This is a genomic window from uncultured Shewanella sp., assembly GCF_947497935.1.
Taxonomy (GTDB): Bacteria; Pseudomonadota; Gammaproteobacteria; order Enterobacterales; family Shewanellaceae; genus Shewanella.
On sequence record NZ_CANMIO010000024.1, the window covers coordinates 17651 to 34589 of the forward strand.

Annotated in this window: 14 protein-coding genes; 10 read left to right on the top strand and 4 right to left on the bottom strand. The window is 45.3% G+C overall.

The features are described 5' to 3' along the window. Positions 1-666: 666 nt before the first annotated feature. On the top strand, positions 667-1488 hold the full coding sequence (locus tag Q1A86_RS19100) for a hypothetical protein (RefSeq protein WP_299810339.1): 822 nt from the start codon (positions 667-669) through the stop codon (positions 1486-1488). Positions 1489-1825: 337 nt separating this feature from the next. Here the strand turns inward: Q1A86_RS19100 and Q1A86_RS19105 are convergent, their stop codons facing one another. After that, on the bottom strand, positions 1826-2188 hold the full coding sequence (locus Q1A86_RS19105) for a hypothetical protein (protein WP_299810342.1): 363 nt from the start codon (positions 2186-2188) through the stop codon (positions 1826-1828). Between the two features lie 710 nt (positions 2189-2898). Here Q1A86_RS19105 and Q1A86_RS19110 point away from each other — a divergent pair. The 4 genes from Q1A86_RS19110 (at position 2899) to Q1A86_RS19125 (ending at position 8489) form a co-directional block, all read left to right on the top strand. After that, positions 2899-4419 (top strand): YifB family Mg chelatase-like AAA ATPase, encoded by a 1521-nt coding sequence (locus Q1A86_RS19110; protein ID WP_299810345.1) that lies wholly within the window; start codon positions 2899-2901, stop codon positions 4417-4419. Positions 4420-4871: 452 nt separating this feature from the next. After that, positions 4872-6404 (top strand): EAL domain-containing protein, encoded by a 1533-nt coding sequence (locus Q1A86_RS19115; protein WP_299810348.1) that lies wholly within the window; start codon positions 4872-4874, stop codon positions 6402-6404. Between the two features lie 226 nt (positions 6405-6630). Further along, entirely contained in the window at positions 6631-7536 is a 906-nt protein-coding gene (locus Q1A86_RS19120) for an acyltransferase (protein WP_299810351.1), read from the top strand. An 8-nt stretch (positions 7537-7544) separates the two neighbouring features. After that, complete coding sequence (locus Q1A86_RS19125; RefSeq protein ID WP_299810354.1) at positions 7545-8489, top strand: acyltransferase; 945 nt, start codon at positions 7545-7547, stop codon at positions 8487-8489. A gap of 81 nt (positions 8490-8570) precedes the next feature. On the opposite strand, the gene Q1A86_RS19130 is transcribed toward Q1A86_RS19125, so the two are convergent. After that, complete coding sequence (locus tag Q1A86_RS19130; protein WP_299810357.1) at positions 8571-9662, bottom strand: branched-chain amino acid aminotransferase; 1092 nt, start codon at positions 9660-9662, stop codon at positions 8571-8573. 83 nt (positions 9663-9745) lie between these two features. Then, a complete protein-coding gene (locus Q1A86_RS19135) occupies positions 9746-10558 on the bottom strand; it encodes a TetR/AcrR family transcriptional regulator (RefSeq protein WP_299810360.1) in 813 nt (270 codons plus the stop codon). A 178-nt stretch (positions 10559-10736) separates the two neighbouring features. Between Q1A86_RS19135 and Q1A86_RS19140 the strand changes: the two genes are divergently transcribed. Then, positions 10737-12239 carry a flavocytochrome c gene (locus Q1A86_RS19140; RefSeq protein ID WP_299810363.1) on the top strand — a complete coding sequence of 501 codons (1503 nt, stop codon included), beginning with the start codon at positions 10737-10739 and terminating at the stop codon, positions 12237-12239. 10 nt (positions 12240-12249) lie between these two features. Continuing rightward, positions 12250-12603 carry a cytochrome c3 family protein gene (locus Q1A86_RS19145; protein WP_299810366.1) on the top strand — a complete coding sequence of 118 codons (354 nt, stop codon included), beginning with the start codon at positions 12250-12252 and terminating at the stop codon, positions 12601-12603. Between the two features lie 63 nt (positions 12604-12666). On the opposite strand, the gene Q1A86_RS19150 is transcribed toward Q1A86_RS19145, so the two are convergent. After that, entirely contained in the window at positions 12667-13458 is a 792-nt protein-coding gene (locus Q1A86_RS19150) for a TetR/AcrR family transcriptional regulator (RefSeq protein ID WP_299810369.1), read from the bottom strand. Positions 13459-13802: 344 nt separating this feature from the next. Here Q1A86_RS19150 and Q1A86_RS19155 point away from each other — a divergent pair, with 344 nt between their 5' ends. From Q1A86_RS19155 to Q1A86_RS19165, 3 genes are read left to right on the top strand one after another with little or no spacing between them, the layout of a single operon-like run. Beyond that, positions 13803-15326, top strand: a complete 1524-nt coding sequence (locus Q1A86_RS19155) for a flavocytochrome c (RefSeq protein WP_299810373.1) — start codon at positions 13803-13805, stop codon at positions 15324-15326. Then, on the top strand, positions 15326-15694 hold the full coding sequence (locus tag Q1A86_RS19160) for a cytochrome c3 family protein (protein ID WP_012279024.1): 369 nt from the start codon (positions 15326-15328) through the stop codon (positions 15692-15694). The genes Q1A86_RS19155 and Q1A86_RS19160 overlap by 1 nt, the downstream gene beginning before the upstream one ends. Before the next feature lie 43 nt (positions 15695-15737). Beyond that, complete coding sequence (locus Q1A86_RS19165) at positions 15738-16880, top strand: hypothetical protein (RefSeq protein WP_299810411.1); 1143 nt, start codon at positions 15738-15740, stop codon at positions 16878-16880. Positions 16881-16939: the final 59 nt, after the last annotated feature.

The following is a 16939-nucleotide window of genomic DNA, read 5'->3' on the forward strand; positions in this document are numbered from 1 at the left end:
AAATCTAAAGCATGCGAACCTTTAAGTTTTTCGGCACTTGAATCCCTAAACTAACTTCCAACACCAGTGGTTTCAATGGCCTGCGGCCAGCGTATGTGCAGACAATGCTGAAACACGCTGCAAGTACATCCCTGTAAGCTCTACGATGGCATCCATGCCATCAAAGGTTTCAGCCGTATCTACACTAGGTTAGAAAAGCGGAGTCGTTTGGCTTTCAGCGTATGTTTGGAGTGGGAAAAATTAAAAGCGGTGAACCTTTGGCTTCATTGTCATTTGAAGTTATGACGCAACTTCCAACATCACTGGTTCCAATGGCCTGCGGCCAGCGTATGTGCAGACACTGCTGAAACACGCTGCAAGTACATCCCTGTAAGCTCTACGATGGCAAACAACATCCTTGTTTAAAGGCCAGTTCGGCATCCATGCCTCTCGTTCGAAAGCTTGATAACTTCGTTATCTCTCACCAAGCCATCAAAGGCTTCAGCCGTATCTACACCAAGTTAGAAAAGCGGAATAGTTTGGCTTAGAAATGATAGCCATTAAAAATTACTTCTCATCTGTTTTTACATGTCTTGACACAGGTTGGATTAACCTCCGCTACATACAAAAAGTCTTTACACAATATCTGGTAGAATTTGAGCAGAATACTATTAAGGTTAGTAAAAAATGAATAGCAAAGAACAAAACGATAATGAAAATGGAAATTTACCCAAATGGTTAAAAGGGTTGCTGACCTTCATTTTCACGATAGCGATAGGTATTTTTAGCTTTTACTTTTATAACTTCCATGGCCCACTGGGAACGCAGGAGACACTTGCTCAATTTGGTGATTTTATTGGAGGCACCCTTAATCCTTTTCTTGGATTCGCAACGATATTTTTACTTATTTGGTCCATTAATGTTCAGGTTAAAGAATTAAAAGAAGCTCGAATTGCAGCAGAGAAAAGCAGCAATGCTCTATCTGTTCAAGCCAATCATTATGAAATACAGGCCAAATTAAATGATCTGCATAGAGCAATACAAATAGAAAAAAACGCATTATTAAAAGCAATGAATGAACCTATGAATTTGTACGAACCTAAACAGCCATTAAATGGCTTAACTTGGGGGAGCTACATAAATAGTCATGCTGAAAAAACATATATTAAAGAGTGGGAGGTATTTGCCAAGTCTTGGGCGAATGCCTTAATCGCTAAGTTTAAAAAAAACGGTATTTTGAGTGTTTTAGGTGAAACAGAAAAAATGGATGGTTTTAACACCATCATCAGTTCTATTAAGCGTCTAGTCAGCTTGATTGCCGAATGTGCATCTATTCCTGAAGGAAAAAGAGCTGCGCAATGTGAAGCAACTGCATTGCTCAGTGATGTTGAAAAGCTGAAATGCTGTGAACCATTCACTAGCTTACCTATAACCGACAAATGTAATTATAGTGACTCACTTGAAAAGCTTGCATCTCAACTACTTTTCATTTGGGCAGAAGATGCCTAACACCTGCCTTTAATTGAATTAAGGTAAAAATCATAAGAACGTATCAATTATCTGATTCAGTCAGCTCACAGAGAACACCATTTCCCCATCGGAGTTGCCGAGGGTCATTGAAGACTCTTGTAAATATTAGCCGTGTGAGCGAGTCATGGATGACGAGGTAGCCTTAGCAGAGCCATGGGTGGCGATTCTGAGGCGATATCGATTTTCGAAAATGACTGAGGATCAACAACTTCGTCGGGGCGCTGAGGGTTTCTTCTTATGAAATAAAGAGTGGGGGACAAGCGCTTTCCCCCTAGGCTCGACTCTTAACAACAGAAAGGGGCGAAGCGCCACAACGTTAGCCTTGAATGATTGAAACCTGCTTAAAGTGATCATTGGCAGTGTTAAAAAACTGGGGGTATGCAGCCTTAGCTTCAGTTCTTGGTAAATTAATAACCTCTTTAAATTCCCCATAAAACGCCATAGTTTCATACCCTGCAATGGTATGCTCTCGTATGCTTTTTCTTATCCATGTTTCAAATTTGATGATATCTTCAGCTTTGTCTGCATAAGATGCTACAACACACCGAGTAACCAAAGGCTGACTTGATACAGCATCAATAACATGGTTCTGTTTGCTGACACTGATGTCATAAAAACAAGTTTCATCTCTATATTCTTCAGGATGATTAATATCTTGGCAATTATTTAGAAATAGCATAATTCAGAATCTCAAAGTAAAAACAAACTATACACATGTGTAGTACACAGTGTAAAACGTTCTATATCTTTGATATGCAGTTAACCGTAACCTCACAGTTATCAGGCTCACCAAACTATACAGAGAGCACCATCTCCCCATCGGAGTTGCCGAAGTGCTTTGGAGGCTCCTTGTAAACCAAAGTCCGTGATGCCGACAGGGATGTCGGCGTAGCTTTCGCGGGGCAGGCCGCTCCTTGGCATCCATGCCATCACGGCATTTGTGAATCCATTCACATCAGATGCCCCATCGGAAGCGTTAGCTATTTATCCATAAGCATGAGACCCGTATCTAATGCATGTAACTTCGTCGAGCACTGAGGGTTGTAGCAGACATATTAAATATATGGTCAATGACGCTACCTATTGAAGATCAACTTGGTGTTTAGCGAGCAAGTATCCGCAGCATGGATGCTGTGGTTAAGCCCTCATGGACGAGTTTACGGCGTCTTGCGGAGTAAATATCAAGGTGATCTGTTGATGAAATCGGGATGACTCTTATGAGATAAAAAGCAGAGGCAAGCGCCATGATGTTAACTAACTCCAAGCCCAAGTTATTAAGACAAAAATAACAAACCCCATATAACTGCTAAACTTAACCAGAATCAAACAAAGGGAAAATTGGATTTCCCTATCCACAACGACCTCTTCATAAAACAAAAGGATTTGTTTATGCCTATCGCCTGTGTTGCCACCCGTGCCAGCCTCGGCGTCCACGCCCCAGCCGTGCAAGTCGAAGTCCACCTCAGCAACGGACTGCCCGCCTTTAATTTAGTTGGACTGCCAGAAGCGTCAGTCAAAGAGGCTAAAGAACGTGTTCGTAGCGCCCTGATAAATGCAGGGTTTGAGTTCCCGATGCGCCGCATTACAGTCAACCTCGCGCCAGCAGACTTGCCTAAACATGGTGGCCGCTATGATCTGCCTATCGCCATCGGCATACTCGCCGCATCGAAACAGATCCCGTTAGCATCCATAGAGCAACACGAATTTGTTGGCGAACTGGCACTGTCAGGCCACGTACGTTTCTGCCAAGGCCTACTGCCTGTGATCGTTGAAGCCAGCAAACAAAACAGTACCTTAGTCCTGCCCATAGATAATCGTGAAGATGCCGAACTGGTCGGTTTCGAGAAAGTCCTGTTTGCCACTCACCTGCAGTCTCTAGCCGCCTACCTGCACGGCCAATCACAACTGCCGAGTATTGACCTCAATCTCGAGTGGTTAACAGAGGAGCGTGGCCCTAAAACATCCTGTTTGAGCGAGGTGATAGGCCAATATCAGGCCAAACAGGCATTAGAAATTGCCGCTGCGGGCAACCATAACTTGTTACTGCTTGGGCCGCCCGGTACTGGCAAGACTATGCTAGCTAGCCGCATGATGCAGCTATTACCTAAGTTAAATTATGATGAAGCGCTGGAGGTCGCCGCTATCCACTCCGTTGCTGGACACAGTATCAAACCCGATAGTTTCTATCGCCGTCCTTTTAGGAGCCCACATCACACCTGCTCGGCAGTGTCATTAGTGGGCGGTGGCGCCCAACCTAAGCCCGGAGAGATCTCCCTTGCCCACAGAGGCGTACTATTTCTCGATGAGGTGGCTGAATTTCCAAGAAAAGTGCTCGACTGTCTGCGTGAGCCGATGGAAACTGGCGAGGTCAGTATCTCCCGCGCGGCGGCAAAACTTACCTTTGCCAGTCGTTTTCAGCTCATCGCCGCCATGAACCCCAGCCCTTGCGGCGATACCGATAATGCTAGGGCCAGCAACGAGCAGATCCAGCGTTACCTCAGCAAATTATCAGGGCCTTTCCTCGACCGCTTCGATCTGACCATAGATGTGCCTAAGCTACCGATAGGCGCACTCAATAGCCACAATAGCCATGCTGAAACCAGCGACACCATAGCTAATCGAGTGCATCAGGCCAGAGAATGTCAACTGGCTCGCTCCGGTGTACTCAACAGTGAACTCACGGGTAAACAACTTAAACAAGATGCCAGATTTAGCGCCGATGATTTGGTCTTTTTAGAGCAAAGCGTACATCGACTCGGCTTGTCGGTACGTAGTTATCATCGGTTACAGCGGGTGGCTCGTACCATTGCTGATCTGCAACAAGAAGACAATGTAAACCGCGCTCATATCGCCCAAGCACTCGGCTACCGCGCCATGGATCGACTGCTGGCCTCACTCTCGAGGCAGTAATGCTTCTATCCTAAGCTTAGTTGCAGGATCAAAGCCTCGTCGCTACCGCTCAGGGCGGCTATGCCGCCGCTTGAAATATAGACTTTATTATATTTGTTAATAACTTGCCGCTAAACGGGTAAGGATATGGTGACAACAGTTAGTCTCCACGGTGAAATTAGATAAGATATGGTGAAATTAAATAACTGTTACCCTTTAAACAAATAAGTTGAATCAAACCTCATATTCCAGTAAATTCCGCGAGCTTCGTTAACCAGATGACATTGAAGTAGCAAACATTTTTTCACTTCAATCATACCTAGCCGCTTTTTGATAGCATTCGCGCCACCAAGATAACTTTTCATGCGCGCTCTATAAGATTGGAACGGTGACATTCTTAGCCCGATCAGCTAACAGTGAACCAGGGGCTTCATCTTTTATTTAATATTTTCTAATAGTTATTGATTATGACCATGCCAACTAAGTTCAAATACAACAGCAAACATGCAGTAAAATCTGTCATTACTGGTCTGGTTTTGATTACTTTATTAGTGACATCTCTCGGGCTCAGCCATTACTGGTTAACGCATCAGCTAACTAGTGTCGCCAAGCAGATCGATCAAAAGTATCAACAAAGACATCGTTCGGCTAAAGCGCAGATAAAAGAAGTGCAGGCAATGCTACAACAAGAGCACCAGACTCATTGCTCTGACGAGACGATAGGCTTACTTAAAAAGAAGCTATTTGTACAAAATGACCAACCTGTACCTTGGGTAAAGTTTAACGATGACGATGATAACATCTGCTCGGCTATCGGCCGTTGGCCACTCCCACCAGGCGGAAAACTATTAAGCCGAGATATAGATGGCCATGGATTAGTGAGAGGCGATGACGCTCGTACCTTTAACAAGCAACGAACTATTTATGCCAGCATGACGGACGGTGCGGCACTCGTATTTGTTCCAGTGCAATCGGCAGATGCCATTAATATGATCCTTGCCGAGTGCCAAATGTGTGGTGGAATAAAAGTTAAAGTAAATGGTCATGACTGGATGGATCAGAATGCAGATGGTAATCCATTTGCCAGTATCGACTATCAAGCCAAAGAGTCAGAATTTAACTACAGCCTAATCGCCAACGAGAGTGCCAGAAATCAGCTTTGGTTAACGGTATTTCTATTACTGCTATTACCTTCGGTATTTGTAGCCAGTATTGGCTATCTATTGCGTCGGAGAGTAATGAAGTTCTATTGGCACCGCCGCTTTGTGTCTGCATTTAAAAAAGAAGCCTTTTATTTAACCTATCAACCGATTGTCGATACTGACAATGGTCAAATATTTGGTGTCGAAACCCTGCTAAGGTGGCAGGAACGGAGCGGGAAACAGATAAAAACGAGCAGCTATATCAAAATACTTGAGCAAGACTCTATGATGCCGTTACTGACTAAGTGGATGATTAAAACGGCTCTAAGTGAATTGAAATCCTTATTGAGAAGTAATCAAATAGCCAGATGCAGCATCAACATTAGTGCCAAACAGATTGAGCAAGGACAAGGACAAGTGCTAGCCTATCTGCAACACTTGGCCAACAATGGCTATCCAGTCGACCAGTTATGCTTCGAACTCACCGAACGCCAGCCTATTGAGTCCTGGCAAGCGATGCATGATTTTATTTCAGGCTGTAAACAGCTTGGCTGCCGAATTAAACTAGATGACGTTGGTATCGGCTATGGCGGTGGCATGCTAATACAAGAGTTAGAATTTGATTGCCTAAAGATCAATAAGGCATTTATTAGACTGCTATCGAATGAACATAACCAACCTTTCCTTATCCGCTCATATGTTGCTATCGCTAAAGAGATGAATATTTCGCTCATTGCAGAAGGAGTGGAAACCAAAGAGCAAGCCGAGCTCCTTAAGCTGCTGGGTGTGCATCTACACCAAGGCTGGCTCTACTCTAAAGCCCTGCCAGCTACGGAGCTGAGAGCTTACTTACTCGATAGTTAACCATCAAGCGCTTAATCAAGCCCTGGCAATATGCTGGGGCTTATTATTTTGATTAAAACAGCTAATCTCATGCAGATATCGCCACATAACAGCCTAAACATCACTAACAAACTCTACCCAAAAACCTAATTTAGTAATGAGTTAACGGGCAAAATTTAACATCTAGATTGAGACAAAACCTGACAACGAGTACTATAGGTCTCCAATTTTTTTCTTGAGGTTCTGAATGGGTGCGATAGCGTCACGCATTAGGGGAAGTTTCGCCTTTTTCTGTTATTTTATTAACACCCTGTTTTGGGTGACTCCCATATTGGTAATGAGTATTTTCAAACTCATTCCTTTAGCTTGGACGCGCAAGGCCTGCACCTACTTTCTCGACTTTTGTGCCAGTGCCTGGATCAGCGTCAATGGCGCTATCGAAAATCTACTCCATCCCATAAAGTTAACTCTTGAAGGTGATGCCCAGCTATCTACCAAAGAATGGTACATGGTTATCGCGAATCACCAATCCTGGGTAGATATTCTAATCTTGCAGCGAGTTTTGAATCGCAAGATCCCCTTCTTAAAGTTTTTCTTAAAACAGGAACTGATCTTCGTTCCTGTACTAGGTCTGGCCTGGTGGGCATTAGATTTCCCCTTTATGCGTCGCTATAGCACGGCTCAGTTAAAGAGAAACCCAAAGCTTAGAGGCAAAGATATTGAGATCACCCGTAAAGCCTGCGCCAAGTTTAAAAGTAAGCCCGTTAGTGTGATGAACTTTGTTGAAGGCACTCGCTTTCATGCCAGTAAACACGGAAAACAAAATTCGCCCTTCAATCACCTACTCAAGCCTAAAGCGGGCGGGATGGCATTTGCATTATCGGCTATGGGTGATCATATCCACAAGCTAGTGAATGTCTCTATCTACTACCCAGGTAAAGTCCCGAGCTACTGGGAGTTTATTAGTGGCCAAGTTGATGAAGTTAGAGTGCATATTGAGGTCTGTGACATCGATGACAAGCTGCGTGGTGATTACATCAAAGATCGTCAGTTTAAGATCCAATTCCAAGAACAATTAAACCTGATCTGGCAGCAAAAAGATCAGGTACTCACCCAGTTGGCACAACCAAGAGAAACCCGAGAAGAGGCATAATAGTCAATATGTTGAACTTTTTACCTGGACCAGTCTTATATTTCATAAGCACCCTGCTATTAATCATCAATACGGTTCTATGGGCATCATTGATTAGCATAGGTGGGATCATCAAACTGCTACTGCCTTTTACTGCCGCTCGTAACGCCATAACCCATGTAATGAACCGCTTCATGTGGGCCTGGGCAACCTGTAATGGCGGGATCCTATACCTATTAGCCGATATCGAATGGGATGTTGAAGGGTTAGACAATCTAGATAAAAATAGCTGGTACCTATTAATTAGTAATCACCTTAGTGGTTTCGATATTGCGGCGCAAACCTACATATTGCGTAACCACATCCCTATGCTTAAGTTCTTCCTTAAAAAAGAGCTTATGTATGTGCCCTTCTTAGGCTTAGGCTGCTGGTCACTGGATATGCCCTTTATGACCCGCACCAGTCCTGCGAAACTAAAGAAAAACCCTAAGCTTAAGGGTAAAGACTTAGAAACGACTCGACGCGCCTGCGAAAAGTTTCGTGGCATGCCAACCTCAATTATCAACTACGTTGAAGGCAGTCGCTTCACCGAAGAAAAACGCGCTCGCCAAGACTCACCTTATCGTTATCTACTTCGTCCTAAAGCAGGCGGCATCGCCTTTGCTCTATCGGCCATGGGCGAGCAGTTTACCAACCTACTCGACGTTACCGTTCTTTATCCTGATGCGTTTAAAAAAGACGCCTTAGTTGAGGTCATGCATGGCCGTTTGAAGAAGATTGTCGTGCGGGTAAAAGTACTACCGGTACCCAAAGTCGACAACAAACGCTACTTCTCAGAGGCCGCTTACCGGGTTGAATTTCAGCGCTGGCTCAATGATATCTGGGAAAAGAAAGACGAAGAGATCCATCAGTTAATGCTCAAACATAATCCATCTAGTGAGCATATCGCGCATAAGACAAGTGATAACTCTTAATAACCAAGCCGATGACTCTGAATAACAGCAAATAAAAAAGGCTCCATCAGGAGCCTTTTTTATTTCGTTAGCTAAATAAGCTTAAGCCTGTACACGCTTAACGTGCTGTACCCAGCCTGCTGGCCCTTGAATAAGGCCCTTCTGAATATCAGTCAATACCTTATAGATGCGCTTAGTGTGCTCACCTACACCACCATCGCCTACTGTTACCACGCGATTATCTTCGAAGATATACGAACCCACTGGCGAGACCACAGCCGCAGTACCAAAGCCACCCGCTTCGATAATTTCACCCGATTCAATATCGGCAATAAACTGATCTAGCATCACCGTCTCTTGACGCACTTCGCAGCCCAATAACTCGCCCAAATCGAGAATAGACTGTGAGGTGATCGACTTTAAAATGGTGTCAGTAAACTTAGGGATGATAATCGTGCCATCTTTACGCACGTGGAAGTGGTTCATCGCGCCCACTTCTTCAATCTGCTTATTTGCAGCATCGAGATAAAGCACCTGCGCCGCGCCATACTCTGCCGCAGCCTTACCCGCTTTTAATGATGCGGCATAATTACCCGCTGCCTTCGATGCGCCAGTACCACCAGAAACTGCACGGTGAAAACGCTCGCTGATCAATAGACGGATCGCCTTATCGAAGCCGTCGCTATAGTAAGGACCGCTTGGGCTTAACATTACGCAAAAGGTGTATTGCTCGCTCGGACTAACCGATAGACGATCTTCGGTAGCGAAGATAAACGGACGAATATAGAGACACGCGCCCTCTTGCATCGGGAACCATAAACGATCGACATCAATCAAGGCATTAATGGCGTCAACCTGCATCTGCTCTGACAGCGCTGGAATACATAAAATGTCTGCAGAACGGTTGAGCCGCTCGGCATTTTTGTCGATACGGAAAGTGTAGATCTCGCCGTCGTCATGTTGAAAGGCTTTGGCGCCCTCAAATACAGACTGACCATAATGTAGAGCAATGGCACCCGGTGCGACTTCAAATGGGCCATAGGGAACGACTCTCGGATCACACCACTGCCCGTCGCGATAATCCATTAAAAACATGTGGTCAGTTCTGAGGTTACCGAAGCCCACATTTGTTGTCGGCTTAAACTGCTCGGTTCGGCGCTCTAACGCAGGTTTTAAATTATAAGTTATTTGCATTGTATACCACCTTGATTACTGACTGAGCAGCCTATCAGTGGTCATAAAAAAGTCAAGTAAAACGGGGGCTAGCTTCAAGATCTTCAGTTTAAATTTACGGAATTTAATTCCACCTTAGAAGCGCACTCGGTAACGCAATCGGAACGTTTACCAACGCATAAACATGTTTCACAACTCCGTATATTGCCATGCCCTTTATCCAGAAATGCACTAATACGAATTGATAAACTCTGCATCATTTCACGCGTTATCGGCTCTCGCCATTGATAATGATTCATTAAACGACTGATATGACGGTAACCGATATCATCATTAGCAATAAAATATTGTTCATCCATAAGCTTGCTTTCAAAGGATGAGGTAGCGCCAGCGAGAAAAAAATACAGAGCCTGACTTAAATCATCAATCTCTACTTGAGTTGCAGTCAACTCACCACAGACCGCGGCGCGTTCTAATGGTCGTTTTATCCGACTCCAAAATAAGTTCACTCTATTTTTTAGAATTTCTACTTTGTCAGAGCTTGCCAGCTGCCAAAACATACTGTTAATGGCAACGACCCGTAAAATATTAAAGATGGGACTACGTTTTACCGCTTCAAAGGTAAATAGAATGGCAAGCACTGCATGTTCGTGAATGGTTAAATTAGGGTTTTCTTCGATAAATAATGGTATTTGACTCGAAATTGTATTGCGTAAAAATAAACAGACGAGCACATCTTCTTTAGATTCAAAATATTTATATAAGGTATTAGTTGAACAGCCCGCCCCCTTGGCTATTTGAGCAAACCGAAAAGACACAACCCCCTGATTATCAATTAAATCCTCAGCAACATCTAACAACTGATTGCAGCGAATAGCATCCATATTATTACCGGGACAGCGCATATTATTCTTCAATTCCATTATCTATTTAGGTTCGATACTACGAAGAAATATCGATTTAGATACTGAAAAGAAACATTTTCTTGAAGGCATCCACAAAAAACTTTCTCACCGAATATAAAGTGTGATTTGACGCAGATTTGACCTCCTCCTCGCAGCATATTGTGTTGCTAGGATTAATGGAGACTCAATCATGCAAACAAGACGTTCATTTCTAAAGTTCGGAGCCGGTGCAGCTGCAGTTGGTGCTTTCGCTCCACTCACTGTCAGTGCCCAGTCAGCAAATATAAAGTGGGATGAATCCCATGAAGTGGTTATCGTGGGTTCTGGTTTTGCTGGCCTAGCTGCCGCCGTTGAAGCCGGAAAACTTGGCGCCAAAGATATCGTTGTTTTTGAAAAACTCGGTGTCTACGGTGGTAACTCTACTCTCAATGCTGGTCAAGCCTGCTTTGCCGATACAGACCTACAACGCAAACTTGGCATCAAAGACAGCGCAGAGTTAATGGTAAAAGACCAATTAGCATCGGGTCGCGGTTATGCCAGTGAGGAATTATTACGTCACAGTGCCGAACTTGGCCCATATATTTACCAATTAACCAAAGATTGTGGCTGTGTCTATCGCGATCACATTATCAATACTGGCGGCACCAGTGCGACTCGTAGCCATCAAGTTGTTGAACGTTCAGGGGCTGGCTTTATCCGCCCTATGTTAAAGACTGCCCGTAGCTATGGAGTAAAAACCAAGACTCGCCATAAGTTTGAAGGCTTAATTACCGCTGAAGATGGAAGTGTACTCGGCATTAAAGTACGTAAGGGCTACCACACAGATCATGAAGACTCGGGTCAGCTGATTAATGTTAGAGCGGAAAAAGGAGTGTTAATCGCCACTGGCGGCTTCGCTGCTAACGTTGCTTTCCGACAAGCACTCGATCCAACATTGGGTGATGAAGTGGGTCACACCAATGCTCGTGGTGCAACGGGCGACGGACTGATTGCCATGCTAGCCGAAGGCGCCATGCCAATCCACCTAAGCTTTATTCAGTCGGGCCCGTGGGCTTCACCAGATGAAGGTGGCTTTGGTTACGGCGCAGGTTTCTCACTGTACAACTTCCCCCACTCAATCGCTATTGACCGTAACACCGGCATGCGTTTCATGAATGAAACCGCAGACCGTAAGCATCGTGCAGACTTAGAGATCCAGCGCCGCGATAAAGATGGTAACCCCAACCCAGCACTATTGATTGCCCCTAAACATGAGGCGCAAAAAGATCCGTCTTTAGAAAATGTACTCAAATATAACGTTGCCTGGGAATTCGATAGCGTTGAAGCCATTGCTAAGCACTTCGACCTACCTCTAAACCCACTTAGAAAGCAGATTGATGATTGGAACAAATACGTCAAAGCTGGCGATGACCCACAGTTTGGCAAACGCATGGATATGAGCACAGGCATCTACCTCACAGCTCCATTTATCGTGCAGCGCTTATGGCCAAAAGTACATTACTGCCAAGGCGGTATTCAAATCAATACCAAAGCCGAAGTGATTGCCGCTAAGAATGGTAAGCCTATTCCCAATCTTTATGCTGCTGGCGAAGTATCCGGTGGAGTTCACGGAGTCAGTCGCTTAGGTGGCTGCTCTACCCCAGACTGTATGGCCTTCGGTGTTACCGCCGCTCGTTCGATGATGAAAGCATAAGGAAACTAACATGAAACCAATGACGACTTTACTTGTGCTGGTATTTAGCTGCGTTATCGCCCTTTCGGCTCAGGCAAGGGATAAGCGTGAATACCACGAAGCGCTCTATGAAGAAGGCTGTAAGTCTTGCCATGACCAAGGGTTAAAAGCCTTCCCTTCAGATGAATCTTGCTTGCAATGCCATGACATGGGTGAACTGGCAGAACAAACCAAGCGCGAAGGACATGAAGCCAAGCAGAATCCACATGACAGCATGCATTACGGCCTAGAGGCTCCATGTATGGAATGCCATGGCGAGCATACCAAGAAGCAAGCCATCTGCATGGATTGCCATAACTTCGATTACCCAAAGTTTACTAAGTAACTCTCAGTGATTCCTCAACCTCAACCCAAAGCTGCTTAGCTTTGGGTTGTTATATTTGACAGGCTAAGCTGCACAGACTTTTTTACGTAGACAAGGCGTGTCGCTATCAAGTGTAGAACCGATCAAGGCACTACAAGCGCTGCAGCTCATGTGGTCACGATAGTGCTTATCAAAGAAAGTTGAGCTTCGATTTTCAAGGCAATCAAATAATTCAGGATTCAGCGGCTTGGTCCACTTATACTGCCCCATTAAGCGAGCTAAATGGCGGTAGCAGGTCTCACGACGATTAGATAAGTATTCCGGCGCGATCAACTGGCTTTCAAATTGGGTTAACGAGCCGGTTAAGAAGAAGGTGATCCCCTGCACTAACTCTTTAACTTGTAGTGGCGTCGCATCAAGCTCACCCTTTGCTACCGCTTCATTAAGCGAGTCGGTAAACCAGCCCCAAAACGCATTGATGCGCTTCTTAAAGCGATCGACTTTTTCGTCGCTAGCAAGCTGCCACACCATGGTATTGACCGAAACAGAACGCAGAGTAAAAAAGCTCTTACTGCGCTTGATGGTCTCAAATGTAAACAGAATGGGTAGTAGCACTTTTTCTTGGGCGGTTATGTCTGGATATTTGTTAATAAATATTGGCAGGTGATTCGAGGTCGCGCTGCGTAAAAATAAGCAGACTAACACGTCTTCTTTACGCTCAAAAAACTTGTACAAGGTACCGGTGGAACAGCCCACTTCTTTCGCGAGTTGCGAGAACTTAAACGAGACAATACCTTGCGACTCAATTAGCTGTTCAGCCGCATCGAGTATCTGATTGCAGCGCATCATAGGTAATGCTTCAGTGGGACATTTCATCTATAAAAAACCTGTATATCGAATTCCGCTAATTATGCACTTGTAACAATTACCGATTATAGATAACTCTTTGCTAATCGGGATTCACTTCACGCTAATCCCACTTTATTAGTAGGCTTTGTGAATTACGTCATATAAACATTGCGGTAATATTTTTTAACTCAATACAGAATCCGTTCACATCTCACCTCGGCTCATTGCGTCCCATATTGACAGAGAAAATTTATTCGAGAGCTGACTCACGAATAAATTTGTCACTGAAAAAATGGCGTGACTTAGTTCACCTTTAGCGGCGGAACTTGCGTTTATCTTTACCTCATTCCCTGATTGAGGATTACAAGAAAATGCAAGGTAGACGAAATTTTTTAAAACTAAGTGCTGGTGCTGCCGTTGGTAGTTTAGCGGCAACCTTACCCGGTACCGTACAAGCTAAAACCTGTGGTGACATTAACTGGGACGAAAGCGTAGATGTTATCGTTGTTGGCTCTGGCTTCGCAGGCCTTTCTGCAGCCGTAAACGCTAAGCGCCAAGGTCTGGGCTCAGTACTTGTTTTAGAAAAGATGCAAGTGATTGGTGGTAACTCAGCAATTAACGGTGGCTGGTTAGCTATCCCTAAAAATCCTATCCAGTTAGCTCAAGGGGTCAACGACGACTCACCAGAAGAGTTAGTCAAAGACCAAATCATCTCTGGCCGTGGCATGCAAAATGAACCAGCGCTACGTCAAATTGCTAACCGCTCTTTAGATGCTTACGATCTTTGTATCGATACCGGCGTTAAATTCCGCGATGGCTTCAATATCCAAGTGGGTGGTCACAACAAGGCACGCGCTATCCGTACCCAACACGGTACTGGCGGTGACATCACCACCAAACTCTATGAAGCGGGCGTAAAAGAAGGTGTAGATCATCGTCTACAGCACTATATCGAAGACTTCATTATGGACGGTCAGAAGATCGTCGGCGTTAAGGTTCGTAAGAACTACCGCTTCCCCGATCTAAAAACCGGCACCACGATTTTTATTAAAGCGAATAAAGCAGTCGTGCTCGCTAACGGTGGTTTTGCTCGTAACATGGCGCTACGTGAAGCGGTTGATCCATCACTCGATCCCACGCTTGATTGCACCAACGCGCTTGGCGCAACCGGTGAAGTCACCTTAACCGCTATGGCTTATGGTGCACTGCCTGTGCACATGAATCTTATCCAGACGGGTCATTGGGGCTCTCCAGATGAAGGTGGATTCGGTTGGTCAAACGCATTGCTATCTATCGGCTGGCACCAAGGTGTGGCGATTAGCGTCCTAAACGGTAAGCGTTTTATGGATGAGCGTGCTGACCGCAAGACCTGCTCTGAAGCGATTATGAAAAACCGTAACGCCGATGGTAGCCCAGCCTACCCAGTCGTGTTCTTCAACTACAACAACTACGCCATAGATGACCGTGTTGTTCGTGCACTGCGCGACGAGATGGCTTGGAAAGTTGACTCACTCGATGAGATCGCCGCTAAGTTCGATATTCCAGCTGCAGAGCTTAAGCGCAGCATCAAAGAGTACAACAAGCATGTTGGCGAGCGTAAAGACCCACTATTCAACCGCAAGATGGATACAGCAGAAGAGCTTACAGGCCCATTCGTTGTGTCACGTATTTGGCCAAAAGTGCATTACTGCATGGGTGGCCTAAAGACCGATTTAGGCGCTCGAGTGATTGATGGCCGCTCTATGGCACCGATCAAAAATCTATACGCTATTGGTGAAGTCACAGGTGGTATCCACGGTGAAGCGCGTTTGAGCTCGACCTCCTGTCTAGAGTGCCTAGTCATGGGGATCATCGTGTCTGAAACCATCAAAGCCGATCTTGAAGGAGCCGTCTAATGAACAAGTTATTACTAAGCGCACTACTCGGCCTAGCGCTGTCTAGCAACGTCATGGCGGGCGAGCTCGTCAAGATGAAAGGCAAAACAGAAGGTCGCGTAAATCACGAATTTATCTACCAAGATGGCTGCCAAACTTGCCACCAAGGGTCAGGTAAGAAGAACGCAACTGACGCGGCCTGCGTTGAGTGTCATGGCGACATCAACAGCATCCCTGTCGATGAAAGCAAGTTAGCAATTCCAGAAGCGCATCCTCACAAGTCACTGCATTACAACCAAGGCGCAAGCTGCCTAGCGTGTCATGCAGAGCACGAGAAGAAAGCACCAGTTTGTACAGAGTGCCACCGCACCTGGTTTGAAGAGATGTAATGTGACTGATTAATTTATAAATCTAAAAAAGAAATAGGGAATGATGATGAAAAAAACCACTAAGTTTATGTTGTCGATGGTGGCTACAGCAATCGCGCTTTCGGGGTCTTCGGCTTATGCAGCAGAACAGACTGAAGATGGTATCAAGCTAGGCGGCGCCGTACGTGTTAACTACGCTTACCGCGACTATGATGAAGTCAACAAAGATAAAGGCGGTGACTTTTATTTTGATATGGCGGCGATCAAGTTTGATGGCAAGCACGGTGACTGGGGTCTATCAGCTGAATACCGTTTCACTTCTGGCACTGACTACATCAAATACGGTTACGCGTACTACGACGTCGATCCAGATTGGCAACTGCAAGTGGGTATCAACAAGGTACCATTTGGTAATCGCGACTTCATCTCAAACAGCTACTGGTTTGGCATTCCTTATTACTTAGGTTTTGAAGATGATCATGACACAGGTATCAAGGCCGTTTATGAGAAAAACGGCTGGCACACTGACTTAGCCTTCTATAAGAGCGCCGAGTACGGTCCCTCTGAGAACAAGCGTTATTCGACTGATATCTACAGCGGCACAATTGCGGCGAGTGGTATCACTTATTACAACGAAGAGACTAACCAGTTCAACCTGCGCCAGACATATACCGCTGAGCACGAAGGCGGTCAAACAACCCTTGGTGGCTCTGTACAGTACGGCCAGATCTATAACAGTAATACCGGTAACAACGGTGACCGTTATGCGGTAGCACTGCACTTAGACAGCAGCTATAAAGGCTGGAACCTGCAGCTACAAGCGATGCAGTATGAATACGATGCTGCTGACGCTGTTGATGCTAACAAGATCGCGGTATCAGTTGTGAGCTGGCAGTATGAAATTGCCTCTAAGGGCCAGTCTTATAGCGCTAACATCGCTAAAACATTTGCGACCGATTGGGGTAGCGTGAAGTGCTACAACGATTTCGGTTTGATGACCCCCGACGTGGATGACTCTAGCTACGACAACAGCATGCAAAACGTGACCGGTTGTGCGATTTCAGCGGGCCCAACTTACACCATGGTCGATTTTGTTATGGGTAAGAACATGACCTTCTCTACCGCGAATAACGACCACGTTGGGCTACCAGAAATGGGCGACAGCTGGGATAAGCGCGTTAACATTAACTTCGGTTACTACTTCTAATAGCTGTTGAACTTTCAGCTGTTACGTTAGCGCTTACCAATGATTCAAGCACTGGAACA